Source organism: Alloactinosynnema sp. L-07, from assembly GCF_900070365.1.
Classification (GTDB): domain Bacteria; phylum Actinomycetota; class Actinomycetes; order Mycobacteriales; family Pseudonocardiaceae; genus Actinokineospora.
In genome coordinates this window covers 7,195,134-7,211,271 of record NZ_LN850107.1, presented here as the reverse complement: position 1 = coordinate 7,211,271, position 16,138 = coordinate 7,195,134, and the positions used below count along the sequence as shown (strand labels likewise).

Annotated in this window: 15 protein-coding genes; 6 read left to right on the top strand and 9 right to left on the bottom strand. The window is 69.9% G+C overall.

Going from position 1 to position 16,138, the window contains the following annotated elements; genetic code table 11:
* Positions 1–11 precede the first annotated feature (11 nt).
* The 7 genes from BN1701_RS32975 to BN1701_RS32945 all read right to left on the bottom strand — a co-directional run bounded on the left by BN1701_RS32975 (position 12) and on the right by BN1701_RS32945 (position 6,830).
* Positions 12–692 carry an SDR family NAD(P)-dependent oxidoreductase gene (locus BN1701_RS32975; protein ID WP_054055332.1) on the bottom strand — a complete coding sequence of 227 codons (681 nt, stop codon included), beginning with the start codon at positions 690–692 and terminating at the stop codon, positions 12–14.
* Between the two features lie 34 nt (positions 693–726).
* Positions 727–1,773, bottom strand: coding sequence for a class E sortase (locus tag BN1701_RS32970; protein WP_231949785.1), 1,047 nt, complete (start codon positions 1,771–1,773; stop codon positions 727–729).
* 66 nt (positions 1,774–1,839) lie between these two features.
* The gene (locus tag BN1701_RS32965) at positions 1,840–2,556 is read right to left on the bottom strand and encodes a FadR/GntR family transcriptional regulator (protein ID WP_054055330.1); all 717 of its coding nucleotides are present in this window, start codon (positions 2,554–2,556) and stop codon (positions 1,840–1,842) included.
* Positions 2,540–3,307 carry a 3-oxoacyl-ACP reductase gene (locus tag BN1701_RS32960; RefSeq protein ID WP_054055328.1) on the bottom strand — a complete coding sequence of 256 codons (768 nt, stop codon included), beginning with the start codon at positions 3,305–3,307 and terminating at the stop codon, positions 2,540–2,542. The genes BN1701_RS32965 and BN1701_RS32960 overlap by 17 nt, the downstream gene beginning before the upstream one ends.
* Before the next feature lie 2 nt (positions 3,308–3,309).
* Positions 3,310–4,671: an aldehyde dehydrogenase gene (locus BN1701_RS32955; protein WP_054055325.1), complete on the bottom strand. Its 1,362-nt coding sequence runs from the start codon at positions 4,669–4,671 to the stop codon at positions 3,310–3,312.
* Between the two features lie 85 nt (positions 4,672–4,756).
* On the bottom strand, positions 4,757–5,485 hold the full coding sequence (locus tag BN1701_RS32950) for a gamma-glutamyl-gamma-aminobutyrate hydrolase family protein (protein ID WP_054055324.1): 729 nt from the start codon (positions 5,483–5,485) through the stop codon (positions 4,757–4,759).
* Entirely contained in the window at positions 5,466–6,830 is a 1,365-nt protein-coding gene (locus BN1701_RS32945; protein WP_054055322.1) for a glutamine synthetase family protein, read from the bottom strand. The genes BN1701_RS32950 and BN1701_RS32945 overlap by 20 nt, the downstream gene beginning before the upstream one ends.
* Positions 6,831–7,022: 192 nt before the next feature.
* Between BN1701_RS32945 and BN1701_RS32940 the strand changes: the two genes are divergently transcribed.
* From BN1701_RS32940 to BN1701_RS32925, 4 genes are all read left to right on the top strand, one after another.
* Positions 7,023–8,555 (top strand): amino acid permease, encoded by a 1,533-nt coding sequence (locus BN1701_RS32940; RefSeq protein WP_054055319.1) that lies wholly within the window; start codon positions 7,023–7,025, stop codon positions 8,553–8,555.
* Positions 8,556–8,700: 145 nt separating this feature from the next.
* On the top strand, positions 8,701–9,279 hold the full coding sequence (idi, locus tag BN1701_RS32935; protein ID WP_054056331.1) for an isopentenyl-diphosphate Delta-isomerase: 579 nt from the start codon (positions 8,701–8,703) through the stop codon (positions 9,277–9,279).
* A 101-nt stretch (positions 9,280–9,380) separates the two neighbouring features.
* Entirely contained in the window at positions 9,381–9,824 is a 444-nt protein-coding gene (locus tag BN1701_RS32930; protein ID WP_054055317.1) for a PaaI family thioesterase, read from the top strand.
* A gap of 53 nt (positions 9,825–9,877) precedes the next feature.
* A complete protein-coding gene (locus BN1701_RS32925; protein WP_054055315.1) occupies positions 9,878–11,017 on the top strand; it encodes a glycosyltransferase in 1,140 nt (379 codons plus the stop codon).
* 96 nt (positions 11,018–11,113) lie between these two features.
* Here the strand turns inward: BN1701_RS32925 and BN1701_RS32920 are convergent, their stop codons facing one another.
* Positions 11,114–11,917 carry a class I SAM-dependent methyltransferase gene (locus BN1701_RS32920; RefSeq protein WP_054055313.1) on the bottom strand — a complete coding sequence of 268 codons (804 nt, stop codon included), beginning with the start codon at positions 11,915–11,917 and terminating at the stop codon, positions 11,114–11,116.
* Between the two features lie 170 nt (positions 11,918–12,087).
* Between BN1701_RS32920 and BN1701_RS32915 the strand changes: the two genes are divergently transcribed.
* Entirely contained in the window at positions 12,088–14,298 is a 2,211-nt protein-coding gene (locus BN1701_RS32915) for a S8 family serine peptidase (RefSeq protein ID WP_054055311.1), read from the top strand.
* Positions 14,299–14,369: 71 nt separating this feature from the next.
* On the opposite strand, the gene BN1701_RS32910 is transcribed toward BN1701_RS32915, so the two are convergent.
* Positions 14,370–15,119, bottom strand: coding sequence for an SDR family oxidoreductase (locus BN1701_RS32910; RefSeq protein ID WP_054055309.1), 750 nt, complete (start codon positions 15,117–15,119; stop codon positions 14,370–14,372).
* A gap of 120 nt (positions 15,120–15,239) precedes the next feature.
* Between BN1701_RS32910 and BN1701_RS32905 the strand changes: the two genes are divergently transcribed.
* On the top strand, positions 15,240–16,085 hold the full coding sequence (locus tag BN1701_RS32905; protein WP_054055307.1) for a helix-turn-helix transcriptional regulator: 846 nt from the start codon (positions 15,240–15,242) through the stop codon (positions 16,083–16,085).
* Positions 16,086–16,138 lie beyond the last annotated feature (53 nt).

The following is a 16,138-nucleotide window of genomic DNA, read 5'->3' as shown; positions in this document are numbered from 1 at the left end:
GGCCTGCACGATCAGCCGGTTCCCGCGACGGGAATGGCCGCGCCCGTGATCGGGGTCTGTCCACAGAGGAACAGGATGGCCTCGGCGATCTCCTGTGGACGCACCCAGCCCGAGCGGTCGGCGTCGGGATCGTCGGCGCGGTTACCCGGTGTATCGATGATCCCGGGCAGGACTGCGTTGACCCGCACCCCGTCGCGTCCGTACTCGGCGGCCATGGCCTTGACCAGCCCGACCACGGCGGTCTTAGCGGTCAGATACGCCGACGCGCCGGGGAAGGGCCGCTCGGTCGCCTTGGCCGACACGCAGACCACGGCGCCGCCGCCCGCCGCGATCAGCTTGGGCAGCGCGGCCTGGCAGACCAGGTACGTTGGCCGCAGGTTGAGGCGCAGCAGGCGGTCGAACTCGTCGATCGGGGTCTCGTGCAGCCGCGGCCCCATCGCGAAGCCGCCGACCAGGTTGACCACCGCGCCGAGCGGGGCGTCGGCGGTGGCGGCCCGCTCGACGCACGCGCCGACCTCGGCCGGGTCGAACAGGTCGGCCTTGACCAGGTCGAGCGCCGCGTGCTCGGGCAGGCGCCCCAGTTCCGACTCGGCGACCCACGGGACGACGACCCGCCAGCCCGCGTCGAGGAACGCCGTGGTGACGGCGGCACCCAGGCCGCCGGTGCCGCCGGTGATGAGTGCTGTGCGCATCTTTGGGGTCCTAACGTGACTCGGGTGCTGAGTCCTAATTCGACTCGGTCAGTTCGGGCGGGAGGGCGGTGGGGTTCGCGGGGTCCTTCGGCTGGGCCCTGACCAGGGTGCCGTGCAGGATCATCCGCTGCTTGTTGGAGAACTTGGGGTGGCACGTGGTGAGCGTGATCAGCTTGCGGCGCTGGTCGGCGGGGGTCTTGGCGGCCGGGTTGCCGGGCACCGGGGCCACCACACCCGAGTCGCGGGGGGTCACGATGTGCCGACCGACCGCCTTGGCGTATTCGCCGGTCATGGGCTCGACCTTGGTCGATCCCTGCCCGCCCGCACAGCGGGGGTCGCCCGCGCGGGCGGCCCAGTTCTTGGCGTCGGCGGTGGTGGGCAGCAGCCGGTAGACATACCAGTTGGCCCTGGTCTCCACGATGATCGCGTCGCAGGACTCCAGCAGGTCGAGGTCGTTGAACGGGGCGCCCTTGCCGACCCGGTGGCCCGCCACGGCGAAGTTGCCCGGCGCCCCGGGGGCGGCGGACTGCTTGTAGTGACCGGGGCCGACCTCGAGGTTGGCCTCCGAGGTGCCCTCCACGATCGTGAACTTGTAGTCCGATCCCAGGGCGGGCACGTAGAGCTTGGCGATGCCCTCGCCGTCGGCGAAGCTGAAGTGCTCGGTGCGCTCCGGGTCGGGCGCGGCCGGGTCCTTCCACTCGTCCTCAAGGGCGGTGGTGACGTCGGCCTGCTTCTCCGCCGAGAGAATGTCGGTGATCCACACCTCGTAGACCACGAACAGCAGCACGACCAGACCGGCGGTGATCAGCAGTTCGCCGACGGACCGGACGACGATCAGGCCAGGGCTGCTCCGTCGCCGCTTGGGCGGATCGCGGTAGTCCTGGTCGTAACCACCGTCGAAGTCGTCGTGCGGGTTGTAGTGGTCGTCATCGTCATAGCCGTCGTAGGCGTCGTCGCCGCGGTAGACCGGGATGAACTCGGTGGGCGGGTCCGGCGGCCGGACGGGGCGGATGATCTCGGTGGGCGCCTCGGCGGGATAGGGCCGCCGCGGTGGTGGCGGCTGCCGCCGGTCTCCGTACACGTGGTCCGCCTCCATCTCCCGGTTCCCCGACGGACACTAAGTCACGCCCCGTCGGGGTGGCGTGAATCAGGATAGGAAACCCCGCAGCAGCGACGCCGTGCCGTCCAGGTGTTGGGCCATCGACTCGCGTGCGCCCGCCGGGTCGCCGTGCAGGATCGCGTCGACGATGTCGTGGTGCTGGCGGTCGGAGTGGCCGATGTTGGCGGGGATCAGCGGGATGGCGTCGAGCAGGGCGTTGACGCGGGTCCGCACGTCGGCCACGGCCGAGGTGAGCGACGGCGCGGCGGTCGTCTCGGCGATGGCCAGGTGCAGCCGGGAGTCCCGGCGCCGGTACTCGGCGGGCCCGACGTCGGTGCATTCGTCCAGGTGGGCGCGCAGTCGGCGCCGGTCCTGCGGGGTCAGCGCCCGGCTCGCGGCGGCCTCGGCGGCACCGGTCTCCAGGACGTGCCGCAGCGTCAGGATGTCCTCAAGGTCGGCGGCGTGCGGCGGGTCGACCGGGCCGCGGGCGGGCAGCACGGCGCGGACGAACGTGCCGCCGTAGCGACCGCGGCGGCACTCGACGTAGCCTGCCTCCTGCAGTGCCCGCAGCGCCTCCCGCAGGGTGACGCGACTCACGCCCAGTCGGGCCGACAGGTCCCGCTCCGGCGGCAGCCGCCCGCCGGGCAGTACCACCCCGAGCCGGATCGCCTGCAACATCCGCTCCATCGTCTCCTCGAAGGCGTTGCCCGTGCGCACCGGCCGGAACAACGCCTCCGCGACGAGGTCCTCAGAGGGGAGTGACATACGCGCCGGAGATCCCGCCGTCGATCAGGAACTGCGCGGCGGTCATGAACGACGAGTCGTCGCTGGCCAGGAACGCCACCGCGGCGGCGATCTCCTCCGGCTCGGCGAAGCGGCCGAGCGGGATGTGCACCAGCCTGCGCGCGGCCCGCTCCGGGTCCTTGGCGAACAGCTCCCGCAGCAGCGGGGTGTTGACCGGTCCGGGGCACAGCGCGTTGACCCGGATGCCCTCGCGGGCGAACTGCACACCCAGTTCGCGGCTCATCGACAGCACGCCGCCCTTGGATGCGGTGTAGGAGATCTGCGAGGTCGCCGCGCCCATGACCGCCACGAACGACGCGGTGTTGATGATCGAGCCCTTGCCGCGAGCCTGCATGTGCGGGATGGCGTACTTGCAGCACAGGTAGACCGAGGTCAGGTTGACGTCCTGGACGCGCTTCCAGGCGTCGAGGCCGGTGGTGAGGATCGAGTCGTCGTCGGGCGGGGAGATGCCCGCGTTGTTGAACGCGATGTCGAGGCCGCCGTAGGTGTCGACGGCGGCCTGGAACATCGCCTTGACGTCGTCCTCGCTGGTCACGTCGGCCCGCACGAACAGCCCGTCCACCTCGTCGGCGGCGGCTTTGCCGGTGTCGGGGTCGACGTCGGCGACCACGACGTGGGCGCCTTCCGCGGCCAGCCGTCGGACGGAGGCCAAGCCGATGCCGCTCGCCCCGCCGGTGACGACCGCGACCCGGCCGTCCAGACGCATGCTCATAGTCATTCCTCTGTGCTCAGGAAAACGTTCTTGACCTCGGTGAAGGAAGCGAGCGCGTCCGGCCCGAGCTCCCGGCCGAAGCCGGACTGCTTGAACCCGCCGAACGGCGTCCAGTAGCGCACCGACGAGTGCGAGTTGACCGACAGGTTGCCCGCGTCGACCCCGCGCGCCACGCGCAGCGCCCGGCCGACGTCGCGGGTCCAGATCGAGCCGGACAGACCGTATTCGGTCTCGTTGGCCAGACTCAGGGCATCACTCTCGTCGTCGAACGGCAGGACCGCGACGACCGGGCCGAAAACCTCGTCGGTGACCGCGCGGTGGTCGGCGTCGATCGGGGCCAGCACGGTCGGCGGGTACCAGAACCCGGCGCCATCGGGCGCGGCGCCGCGGAAGGCCACCGGCGCATCATCCACATAGGACGCTACACGGTCGCGGTGGGCCGCCGAGATCAGCGGGCCCATCTCGGTGGCGGGGTCGTTCGGGTCGCCGACGACGACCCCGGCGACGGCCTTCTCGAACAGCTCCATGAACTTGTCGTAGACCGAGCGCTGCACCAGGATCCGCGAGCGCGCGCAGCAGTCTTGCCCCGCGTTGTCGAACACCGCGTAGGGCGCGGTCGCCGCCGCCTTGGCCAGATCGGCGTCGGCGAAGACGATGTTGGCGTTATTGCCGCCCAATTCCAGCGTCAGCCGCTTCACCTGATCGGCGCAGCCCGCCATGATCTGCTTGCCGACCTCGGTCGAGCCGGTGAACACGACCTTGCGCACCAGTGGATGAGTGACGAACCGGTGCCCGACAACCGATCCCTTGCCCGGCAGCACCTGGAACACGTCGGCCGGAATTCCGGCTTCCAAAGCCAGTTCGGCCAGCCGCAGCGCGGTCAGCGGGGTGAGTTCGGCGGGCTTGAGGACCACCGTGTTGCCCGCCGCGAGCGCCGGGGCGAATCCCCAACTGGCGATGGGCATCGGGAAGTTCCACGGCACGATCACGCCGACCACGCCCAGCGGCTCGGCGAAGGTGATGTCGAGCCCGCCCGCCACCGGGATCTGCCTGCCGAAAAGGCGTTCCGGCGCGGCGGAGTAGTAGTCGAGCACGTCGCGGACGTTGCCCGCCTCCCAGCGCGCGTTGCCAATGGTGTGCCCGGCGTTGGTCACCTCCAACTGGGCCAGGTTCTCCAGGTCGGCGTCGACGGCGGCGGCGAACCGGCGCAGCAGCCTGGCCCGGTCGCCGGGCGCCACGGCCCGCCACCCGGCGAAGGCGGCGTGCGCCCGGGCGATCGCGGCGTCGGCCTCGTCGACCGAGACTAGGGCGACGGTCGCCACCACGTCCTCCGTCGCGGGGTTGAGCACCTCGAAAGTCGTCACTGGTGTCCTCTCCTCTGACTAGCCGCGGCCACGAGCGCGGCGAACAGGCGGATGTCGACGACCGAGGCCGATCGGAAAGCCACCATCACCGGTCTCCTCTTCTCTGGCTGGCCGCGGCCACGAGCGCGGCGAACAGGCGGGTGTCGTCGGCGTTCTGCTCGGGGTGCGACTGCACGCCGAGGGCGAAGGGATGGCCTGCCAGCTCGACGGCCTCGACGGTGCCGTCCGACGCGGTGGCCACGACCGCGAGCCCGTCGCCGACGCGGTCGAGCGACTGGTGGTGGTGGCACTGGGCCATGACCGACTCGCCGAGGATCGCGGCCAGCGCGGTGCCCGGCCGGATGGCCAGCTCCGTCTTGCCGAACATCGCGACCTCGGGCTGGTGGTCGGTGGTGCCGACCTGCTCCGGGGTGTGCTGGTGCAGGGTGCCGCCGCGGGCGACGTTGAGGACCTGCATGCCTCGGCAGACCGCCAGGAACGGCAACTCCAGTTCACACGCGGCTTGCACCAGGGCGAACTCGGCGTCGTCGCGGGCGGGTTGCGGGGTGCCGGTGGTCGGGTGCGGGACCTGGCCGTAGCGCGCGGGATCGATGTCGGCGCCGCCGGAGAGGACCAAGCCGTCGAGCCAGTCGATGGTCTCCGCGCGCCAGTCGCCCAGCGGGGGCAACAGCACCGCGTTGCCGCCTGCGGCGCGCACGGACTCGACGTAGGCGCGGTGCAGGACGACGGCCTCGGTCTCCCAGATGCCGAACGCGGAGTGTTCGAGATAGGTGGTGATCCCGATGACCGGGGGTCTAGAGGCGTTCGAAGCCACGGACTCGTTCCCAGTCGGTCACGGCGGCGTCGTACGCGGCCTGTTCGACGTGCGCGGCGTTGAGGTAGTGCTCGACGACGTCGTGGCCGAAGGCCTGGCGGGCCACCGCGCTGTCGTCGAGCAGGTCCGCCGCCTCCCGAAGTGTCGCGGGGACCCGCGGTTTGCTTGAGGCGTAAGCGTTTCCGGTGGACGCCGGTTCCAGCGTCAGCTCGTTGTCGATGCCGTGCAGCCCGGCGGCGATCAGCGCGGCCACCGCGAGATACGGGTTGACGTCGCCGCCGGGGACCCGGTTCTCCATCCGCAGCGACTCGCCGTGGCCGACCGTCCGCAGCGCGCAGGTGCGGTTGTCGATGCCCCAGGCGACCGCGGTCGGGGCGAACGAGCCCGCGGCGAAGCGCTTGTAGGAGTTGATGTTCGGGGCGTAGAAGTAGGTGAGTTCGCGCAGGCAGGCGAGCTGACCGGCGATGAAGTGTTCCATCAGCGGGGAGAACCCGCCGGGCCGGTCGCCCGCCATGACCAGCTCGCCGTCGGCGGCGCGCAGGCTGATGTGCACGTGGCAGGAGTTGCCCTCGCGCTCGTTGTACTTGGCCATGAACGTCAGGCTCTTGCCGTGCCGCGCGGCGATCTCCTTGGCCCCGGTCTTGTAGATGCCGTGGTTGTCGCACGTCGTCAGCGCGTCGGCGTAGCGGAAGGCGATCTCGTGCTGGCCGGGGTTGCACTCGCCCTTGGCCGACTCGACGTACATGCCCGCGCCGGACATGCCGACGCGGATCTCGCGCAGCAGCGGCTCGATCCGGCCGGTGCCCAGCAGCGAGTAGTCGACGTTGTACTGGTTGGCGGGGGTCAGGCCGCGGTAGCCGCGGTCCCAGGCCTGTTCGTAGGTGTCGTCGAAGACCATGAACTCCAGCTCGGTGCCGACGAACGCGCCCAGCCCGAGGTCGGCCAGCCGGTCGAGCTGGCGGCGCAGGACCTGCCGGGGCGAGACGGTGACCGGCCCGCCTTCGACGAGCTCGATGTCGGCGAGCACCAGCGCGGTGCCGGGGTGCCATGGCAGCAGCCGCAGGGTGGCCATGTCGGGGCGCAGGACGAAGTCGCCGTAGCCGCGGTCCCAGGAGGAGAGCTGGTAGCCGCCGACGGTGTTCATCTCGACGTCGACCGCGAGCAGGTAGTTGCACGCCTCGGTCGCGTGGTCGAGGACTTCACTGAGGAAGTACCGCGCCGAGCAGCGCTTGCCCTGCAGCCTGCCCTGCATGTCGGTCATGGCGACCAGGACGGTGTCGACCTGGTCGCTCTCGACCAGTTCCCGCAGCCGGGCCACGGAAAGCAGCCCGTCGGTGTCACGCATCGCCCAGGTCCTCCACTCAATGGCATAGCTCAAGCCCATTGAAACTGCCGACTTCTGCATGCTGTCAGCGCTGGCCGGCGTCCGCAACCGCCGACCGGGCACGTTAAGCCAAACGGACCTTGACCCATTTTGTGAGCTACAACACACTTGATCGCCTGCAAAGGATCGGAATCAACCCTTTGAGGAGCGGCCATGGCTACCGAGAGCGATCAGGGAACGCGGGGTACGGGCGGGGACGAGGCCAGACTGCACGCGCTCGGGTACGCCCAGGAACTGCGGCGGTCGATGTCGGGGTTCAGCAACTTCGCGGTGTCGTTCACGATCATCTCGATCCTGTCCGGCTGCCTGACGCTCTACGGCTTCGGCATGAACACCGGCGGGCCGGTCGCGATGATCTGGGGCTGGCCGCTGGTCGGCTTCTTCGTGGTCATGGTCGGCCTTGGCATGGCCGAGGTGTGCTCCAGCTACCCGACCGCGGGCGGCCTGTACTACTGGGCGGCCAAGCTCGCCCCGCGCAACGGGCCCGCGTGGTCGTGGTTCACCGGGTGGTTCAACCTGATCGGCCAGGTCGCCGTCACGGCGGGGATCGACTTCGGCGCCGCGCTGTTCCTCAACGCGTTCCTCGACCTGCAGTTCGGCTTCGCCGCCACGGCAGGGAACACGATCATGCTGCTGGGGATCATCCTGGTGGTCCACGCCACGCTGAACACCTTCGGCGTGCGGGTGGTCGCGCTGCTCAACGACATCAGCGTGTGGTGGCACCTGGTCGGCGTCGCGGTGATCGTCGGCGTGCTGGTCATCGTCCCGGACCGCCACCAGGACGCGTCATTCGTCTTCGGCGAGTTCGTGAACAACACGGGCTGGTCGTCGCCGGTCTACGTGTTCCTGCTCGGCCTGCTGCTCGCCCAGTACACGCTGACCGGCTACGACGCCTCCGCGCACATGACCGAGGAGACCCGCGACGCCGCCGTCGCAGGCCCGCGCGGGATCGTCAACTCGATCCTGGTCTCGCTGGTCGCGGGCTGGGTGCTGCTCATCGGGCTCACCTTCGCCATCCAGGACTACGCGGGCGCGCTCGCCTCGGAGACCGGCGTGCCGCCCGCCCAGATCTTCATCGACGCGGTGGGCGTGACCACCGGCAAGTTCCTGCTGCTGATCTGCATCGGCGCGCAGCTGTTCTGCGGGATGGCGGCGGTGACCGGCAACTCACGGATGATCTACGCCTTCTCCCGTGACGGCGCCATCCCCGGCTCCCGGATCTGGCACAAGATCAATAAGCGCACCCGGACGCCCACGAACTCGGTCTGGCTGGCCGCGGTCGGCGCGTTCGTGCTCGCCGTGCCCTACCTGTGGAGCGCCACCGCCTACGCCGCGGTCACCTCGATCGCCGTCGTAGGGCTGTATGTCGCCTACGTGATCCCGGTGTTCCTCCGCGTCCGCCGCGGCGACGACTTCGAGCCCGGCCCCTGGCACCTGGGCCGCTGGGGCAAGCCGGTGGGGATCGTGGCCACGGTGTGGGTCGGGTTCATCTTCGTGCTGTTCATGCTGCCGCAGACCTACCCGGTGACCTGGGACAAGCTCAACTACACCCCGATCGCGTTCCTCGTGGTCCTCGGCGGCGCGGCCCTGTGGTGGGTGCTGTCGGCGCGCAAGTGGTTCACCGGACCGAAGGTTCAGGGCACGCCGGAGGAACTCGCGGCGGTGGAACGCGACCTGGAGATCTGATCCGAGCGCGACCTGAAGATCAACCCATCCGACCCGAGCACCCCAGAAGAACCCGGTGGTGGACCTGACCCAGTGCAGCACCGCGCTAGAGATCAAACCCATCCGGCGACTTGCCACCGGGCACCGGGTCGGCGATGTTTGGCGGGTGACTGAGGAACAGGTACTGCTGGTGGACGACGCGGGCCACGGCATCGGCACGGCGGCCAAGGCCGACGTGCACACCGACGCCACCCCGCTGCACCTGGCGTTCTCCAGCTACGTCTTCGACACCGAAGGCCGCTTCCTCGTCACCCGCCGGGCATTGACCAAGAAGACGTGGCCCGGCGTCTGGACGAACTCCTGCTGCGGCCACCCCGCGCCGGGGGAGCCCGTCGAGGACGCCGTCCGGCGCAGGCTGGCCGCCGAACTCGGCCTGGTCGCGGCGGAGTTGACCCTGGTACTCCCGGAGTTCCGCTATCGCGCGGTGATGCCGGACGGGATCGTCGAGAACGAACTGTGTCCGGTCTTCCGCGTCCGGGCCGATGTCGCGCCGGAGCCGAATCCCGCGGAGGTGGACTCGGTCGAGTGGGTCGAATGGGGTCCGTTCGTGGCCGACGTGCTGGCGGGGCGGCGGGAGATCTCGCCGTGGGCGGTGCTGCAGTTCGAGGAGCTGGACAAACTGGGCCCGGACCCGCTGACATGGCAGGCAGGCGACCCCGCGAGACTGCCCGCCGCCATAAGATGAATCGGTACTGCAGTTCGAGGAGCTGGACAAACTGGGCCCGGACCCGCTGACATGGCAGGCAGGCGACCCCGCGAGACTGCCCGCCGCCATAAGGTGAATCGGTGTCGCACACAGAGTTGTTCAACCAGGCCCTTGCCACGTTGATCCCGCAGGCCCACAGCATGGGCATCACCGCCGACGTCTTGGAGCCAGGTCGCGCCGAGTGCGTGGTGCCGATCGATGGCAACGGCAACCACCTCGGCACCATGTACGCCGGAGCGCTGTTCACCGTGGCCGAGGTGCTCGGCGGGGCGATCTGCCTGCCCAGTTTCGACCTCACCCGGTTCTACCCGGTGGTCAAGGACGTCAAGATCGACTTCCGCAAGCCCGCGCGCACCGACATCCGCTCGGTGGCCACCCTCGACCCCGACACCATCGCCCGGGTCGCCGCCGAGGCCGCGGCGCACGGCAAGTCGACCTTCGTCCTGGAGGCCGAACTCACCGACACCGACGGCGTGGTCGTCGCGACCACGACCGGCACCTACCAGCTGAGAGCGCAGGCGTAGCTCGTTACTGAGACACGAGCAATCGACGAGATCGGGCAAGTATTGTCGGATACGTGCATGTCCTGATCACCAGCCTCGCCAGCCACGGCCACACGTACCCGATCCTGCCGCTCGCCACCGCGACGCGGAGGGCGGGCCACCAGGTCACCTACGCGACCCATTCGTCCTTCCACCCGGTGCTGACCGGGCTCGGCTTCGCCGTCGAGGACGTCGGCATGACCATCTCCGAGGCGTTCGCCGAGGTGACCGCCGGTCAGCCGATAGACTTCGCCAACCGGGAGAAGATGGAAGGCCTGGTGGGCAAGGTCTTCGCCTCGGCGCTGCCCCGGCGGGTCGCCCGCGACCTTGGCCCGGTGCTGGAGCGGGTCAAACCCGATCTGGTGATCTACGAGGCCGCGACCATCGGCGCCGGGTTCGCCGCGCGGGCGGCCGGGATCCCGGTGCTGTGCCACGCGTTCGGCCGGGGCAACGTCCGCGAGCCGTTCAGCGATATGAAGCGCCTGCTCGCCGAGGTCGCCGCCGAGTTCGGGGTGCCGTTCGATCCGACGTCGGCCTCGCCCGACCCGTATCTCGACATCTTCCCGGAGTCCTTGCAGGACACGGAGTTCCTCGCCGTCGCCGCCGACCGCATCCCGATCCGACCGGTCCCGTTCGCCGAGCCGGGTGAGCTGCCCGCGTGGGTCGCCGAACACCGCGAGCCGCTGACCTATCTGACGCTGGGCACCGCGTTCGGCCAAGCGCACGTGCTGCGCACAGCCATCGACGGCCTCGCCGGGCTGCCCGGCCGGGTGCTGGTCGCGGCGGGGCCGACGGTCGACGTCGGCACGATCGGCGCGGTGCCCGACAACGTCACCGTCCTGCCGTGGGTGCCGCAGGCCGACCTGCTCCCCCACGTCGACCTGGTCGTCCACCACGGCGGCAGCGGCACCACCCTGGGCGCGCTGGCCGCCGGGATCCCGCAACTGTTCCTACCACAGGGCGCCGACCAGTTCGTCAACGCCGACGCGATAGCCGCGTCCGGTGCGGGCGCCCAACTCGTCGGCGACGAATTCACCGCTGAGGCGGTCACGGCCAAGAGCCGCGACCTGCTGGCCGACGAATCGGTGACCGCGCGGGCCCGCGAGGTCGCCGCCGAGATCGCCGCGATGCCCGCGCCGGAGGACATCGCCGCGCGCCTACCGGAATTCGCCTAACGGACGGTGACTCCGCGAATAGTGACTCCCGAGCCCGCCAGACCGAACACCCACCGGGATCCGACCGACCGACGGTAACCGCGCGAGTCCGAGCACCTACCGGGATGCGGCTGACGGGACCGTCGCCGAGATCAGGTAGTAGTCGATGAGCCCATCGCGGTAGCAGGTGAGCCAGCGGCGGGGCCACTCGTCGTCGGGGACGCCGAGTTGGACCAGCCACCGGTCCAGCCCGGCCCAGACGTGCTCGCCGATCGCGGTCACGTCGACCCCGGCGAACCCGGCCGCGGTCAGCGCGCTCACAACAGCAGGCACCGCGTGGTCCCGGTCGACCCCGGCGGCGAAGGTTTCCAGCCGGCGGGCGAGTTCGCCGGGGTGGTCGGCGTCGGGGGCGAAGAACGTGCACACGGCGAACCGGCCGCCGGGCCGCAGGACCCGCGACGCCTCGGCGGCGAAGCCCGCGATGTCGTCCATGTGCTGGGCCGCTTCCAGCGACAACGCCACGTCGAAGCCGTCGTCGGGGAACGGGATCGCCGTGGCGGCACCCTGGTGAAAGGCGAGCCGGTCGGTGGCGTGCGCGCTCGCCCGGCGCACCTGGTCGGGGCTCAGGTCGACCCCGTGCCACTCGCGCGGCCCGACCTCGGCGACCGCCCAGGCCGCGCCGACCCCGGTGCCGGAACCGATCTCCACCACGGCGTCCGCCGGTCCGACGCCGAGCTTGTCCATGACCAGCCGGTACAGGGCGAGCTGGCTGTCGACGCGCTGGTCGACGGTGATCTCGCCGTCGATCGGGATGTCGCGCCAATAGCCGAAGTTAATGAATCCTCCCGCGAACACGGGCAGTGAGCTGAGGTCGTCCTCGCCGTACATCTTGGCCCGCAAGGCCACCGCGTCATCGCTCATGTTTCACAGTTAACAGCAAGAGCGGAATCCCGTACTGAGAACCGATTCCTCTTCTCAAGAGGACATTTGCGTGGCAGTATGCCTGCCGCGACCAGTGTCCTGCCAGGACTCGAGAAGCCGACTCGGGCCCTTACTGCTCGCCTCCCCTGCAGAGTTAGGAATCGGCCTTGATGAAGCGCACCCTCTTGCGGAGCAAGGCGTCGCGAATCACCATTCTCGCGATCGCCGCCACAGCCGGAATCGCCGCTGTGTCAATCCCGGCCTACTCGGCCGAGACCGCGGATGTCTCGATCCAGAACGCCAACGCGCCGGGCACGGTGCCCGGCCGCTACATCGTCAAGTTCAAGGACGCCCAAGGCGTCGCCGCGGTCGGCACCGCCGCCGCGGACATGACCCGCAGGCACGGCGGCAAGCTGCGCCACCGGCTCGACGTGATCAACGGCTACTCGGCGACCATGTCCGAGGAAGAGGCCAAGGACGTCGCCAGGGACGCGAGCGTGGCCTCGGTCGAGCAGGCGCACTACATGGTCGCCCTCGACACCCAGCCCAACCCGCCGAACTGGGGTGACGACCGGATCGACCAGCGCGACTTGCCGCTGAACCAGTCGTACACCTACCCGGCGAACGCGGGCCAGGGCGCGCACGTCTACGTGCTCGACACCGGCATCAACGCCAGTCACCAGGACTTCACCGGCCGCATCGCCGCGGGCTACGACTTCGTCGACAACGACAGCACCCCGCAGGACTGCCAGGGCCACGGCACGCACGTCGCGGGCACGGCGGCGGGCACCAGCTACGGCGTGGCGAAGAAGGCGACGATCCACGCCGTGCGCGTGCTCAACTGCCAGGGCTCCGGCACGAACGACGACATCATGGCCGGCATCAACTGGGTCAAGAACAACGGCGTCAAGCCCGCCGTCATCAACTACAGCATCGGCTGCCAGCAGCGCTGCTCCAGCACCACGATGGACAACACGGTGAAGTCGCTGATCGCCAGCGGCATCCAGTTCGTCCAGGCGGCGGGCAACTCCAACGACGACGCCTGCTTCTACAGCCCGCAGCTCGTCCCCGAGGCCGTCACCGTCGGCAACAGCACCAGCTCCGACGCCAAGGCCAGCTCCAGCAGCCACGGCTCGTGCCTGGACATCTGGGCGCCCGGTTCGAGCATCGTCTCCGCGTCGCACAGCAGCAACACCGGCAGCGCGACGATGACCGGCACCTCGATGGCGTCCCCGCACGTCGCGGGCGCGGCGGCGCTCTACCTGGGCCAGAACCCGTCGGCCACCCCGGCGCAGGTCCGCGACGCGCTGGTCACCAACGCCTCGACCGGCAAGCTCAGCGGCATGACGACCGGGTCGCCGAACCGCCTGCTCTACACCGCGTTCATGAACGGCGGCGGCAGCACCACGGTGACCGTGGCCAACCCGGGCAACCAGACCACCACGGTCAACACCGCCGCGTCGCTGCCCAACAGCGCGTCGGGCGGCACCTCGCCGTACAGCTGGTCGGCCACCGGCCTGCCCGCAGGCCTGTCGATCAGCGCGTCGAACGGAACGATCTCCGGCACGCCGACGGCGACCGGCACGTCGAACGTCACCGTGACCGCGACCGACAGCTCCAGCCCCGCCAAGACCGGCTCGGCGTCGTTCACCTGGACGGTCAACCCGGCCGGGACCTGCTCGGTGGTCAGCAACGGCACCGACTTCTCGATCACCGACAACGCCACGGTCGAGTCGCCGGTCACCGTCTCCGGCTGCTCGGGCGCGGCGTCGGCGACGGCGAAGGTCGACGTCAACATCGTGCACACCTACATCGGTGACCTGACGGTGTCGCTGGTCGCGCCGGACGGCAGCGCGTACGTGCTGCACAACAAGACCGGCGCGGGCACCGACAACCTGGTGACGACCTACACGGTCAACCTGTCGTCGGAGACCGCCAACGGCACCTGGAAGCTGCGGGTCAACGACTCCGGCCCCGGTGACACCGGCAAGATCGACACGTGGTCGTTCAACCCGAGCGCCACCGGCGGCGGCACCTCCTGCGCCCCGGCCAGCAACGGCACGAACGTCAACATCGTCGACAACGCCACGGTGGAGAGCTCCATCGCGCTCTCGTGCACCGGCAACGCCTCGGCGACCAGCACGGTCGCGGTGGCCATCGTGCACACCTGGCGCGGTGACCTGGTGATCGACGTGGTCGCGCCCGACGGCACGGCCTACCGGCTGAAGAACGCCTCGGCGAACGACTCGGCCGACAACGTCAACGCGACGTACACGGTCAACCTGTCCAGCGAGGCGCGCAACGGCACGTGGAAGCTGCGGGTGCAGGACGTCGAGACCAACGACACCGGCTACATCGACAACTGGACCCTCACCACCTGATAGCGACAACCTGATAGGCAGCACTGAAGCGGGGCCCGGCGCGTGAACTCGCGCCGGGCCCCGCTGTTTGATCAGACCTGGTGAATCGGCAGCACGACGAGCTGCCGCAGGTTCACCTGCTTCGGCCTGCTGGTGGCGAAGCCGACCACGTCGCCGATGTCGGCCGGGTTCAGCGGCGGCACCTGCTCCCGCCACGCCTTCAGGTGCGCGTCGACCTCCGGGTTGTCCATGTGGTCGGCGAGTTCGCTGGTGACCAGGCCGGGCTCGATGTTGGTCACCCGTACGCCCAGTGGGCCGAGCTCGGTGCGCAGATTCGCCGACAGGTGCGTGACGGCGGCCTTGGTCGCGGTGTAGACGCCGTAGTTGGCGAAGGTCATGTGGGCGCCGACCGACGAGATGTTCACCAGGTCTGCCGTGCCGTCCGCACCCGCCTCGACCAGGTCTTTCGTGAACGCCTTAGTCACGTTGAGCAGGCCCTTGAGGTTGGTGTCGATCATCCGGTGCCACTCGTCGTCGCGGCCCTCGGTGACGGGGTTGGCGAGCATCACGCCCGCGTTGTTCACCACCAGGTCGACTCGCCCGAAGGCGGTGTGGACGGACTCCACGGCCTCGGCGAGGTCACCGGTCACGTCGGCGGCCACCGCGAGCGCCCGCCCGCCCTCAGCGGCGATCTTGTCGGCCAGTTCGGCGAGCCGGTCCGTGCGGCGGGCCAGCAGCGCGACGTTCGCCCCCGACCGGGCGAGGACGAGCGCGATCTCGGCGCCGATGCCGCTCGCGGCACCGGTGACAACGGCAGTGCGGTTGTTCAGGTCGTAGGTCATGGCAAGAACACTGGACCTGGTCATGGCGGGAACCAGAGGCCCTGCGCGACCTGTGGGGAGCTGTTCCCTAGGTCTCGCGGTACCCAGGTTGCGCGGGCCTCAGCCACCCATACTGGACAGGTGAACCACGACCTCGGCGAATTCCTCCGCAGCCGTCGGGCTCGCGTGCGCCCGGACGACGTGGGCCTGCCCGGTGGTGGCCGCCGCCGCGTGCCGGGCCTGCGCCGCGAGGAGTTGGCACTGCTGGCCGGCGTGAGCGTGGACTACTACATGCGCCTCGAACAGGGCCGGACTCCCGCGATCTCCGACTCCGTCCTCAACGCCGTCGCCCGCGTACTCCGCCTGGACGAGACCGAACGCGCCCACCTGCGCAACCTCGTCCGCCCGACCCCAGTGAAACGCCCCGCGCCGCAACGCGTCCGGCCGGGCTTGCTGCGGCTGCTCGCCATGGCCGACAACGTGCCCGCGTTCGTGATGGGCCGCCGAGCCGACATCCTGGCGTGGAACCCACTGGCCGACGCCCTCTACGGCTTCAGCGGCCAGGAACCGCAGGACCGCAACGCCGCCAGGCACACGTTCCTGCGCCCGGAAGGCCGCACGTTCTACCGCGACTGGCCCGCCGTCGCCGAGGACATGGTGGCGTTCCTCAGGCTGGACGCGGGCCGATACCCGGACGACGCCAGGCTCGCCGCACTGGTGGGGGAGCTGTCGGTGAAGGACGAGACGTTCCGCGGCCTGTGGGCGCAGCACAAGGTTCTGGAGAAGACCCACGGCACCAAGCTCATCCACCACCCGGTGGTGGGCGACCTGGACCTGGACTACGAGACCCTGCGACCCACCGGCGACCCGGACGTCGTCCTGGCCATGTACACCGCCCGCGCAGGCTCGCCGACCGAGGAACGCCTCAAGCTGCTGGCGAGCTGGACCGCGGAGCCTTCAGGAACGCACTCAGAGCAGCAGGCGTGAACGCGGTGAAGACGGGTCCGGCGCGTGAACTCGTGCCGGACCCCCTCTCTGGC

Coding starts and splice junctions, on each gene's coding strand:
- BN1701_RS32915 (WP_054055311.1), top strand. CDS start 12,088: ATGAAGCGCACCCTCTTGCGGAGCAAGGCGTCGCGAATCACCATTCTC.
- BN1701_RS32910 (WP_054055309.1), bottom strand. CDS start 15,119: ATGACCTACGACCTGAACAACCGCACTGCCGTTGTCACCGGTGCCGCG.
- BN1701_RS32920 (WP_054055313.1), bottom strand. CDS start 11,917: ATGAGCGATGACGCGGTGGCCTTGCGGGCCAAGATGTACGGCGAGGAC.
- BN1701_RS32940 (WP_054055319.1), top strand. CDS start 7,023: ATGGCTACCGAGAGCGATCAGGGAACGCGGGGTACGGGCGGGGACGAG.
- BN1701_RS32945 (WP_054055322.1), bottom strand. CDS start 6,830: ATGCGTGACACCGACGGGCTGCTTTCCGTGGCCCGGCTGCGGGAACTG.
- BN1701_RS32960 (WP_054055328.1), bottom strand. CDS start 3,307: ATGAGCATGCGTCTGGACGGCCGGGTCGCGGTCGTCACCGGCGGGGCG.
- BN1701_RS32965 (WP_054055330.1), bottom strand. CDS start 2,556: ATGTCACTCCCCTCTGAGGACCTCGTCGCGGAGGCGTTGTTCCGGCCG.
- BN1701_RS32975 (WP_054055332.1), bottom strand. CDS start 692: ATGCGCACAGCACTCATCACCGGCGGCACCGGCGGCCTGGGTGCCGCC.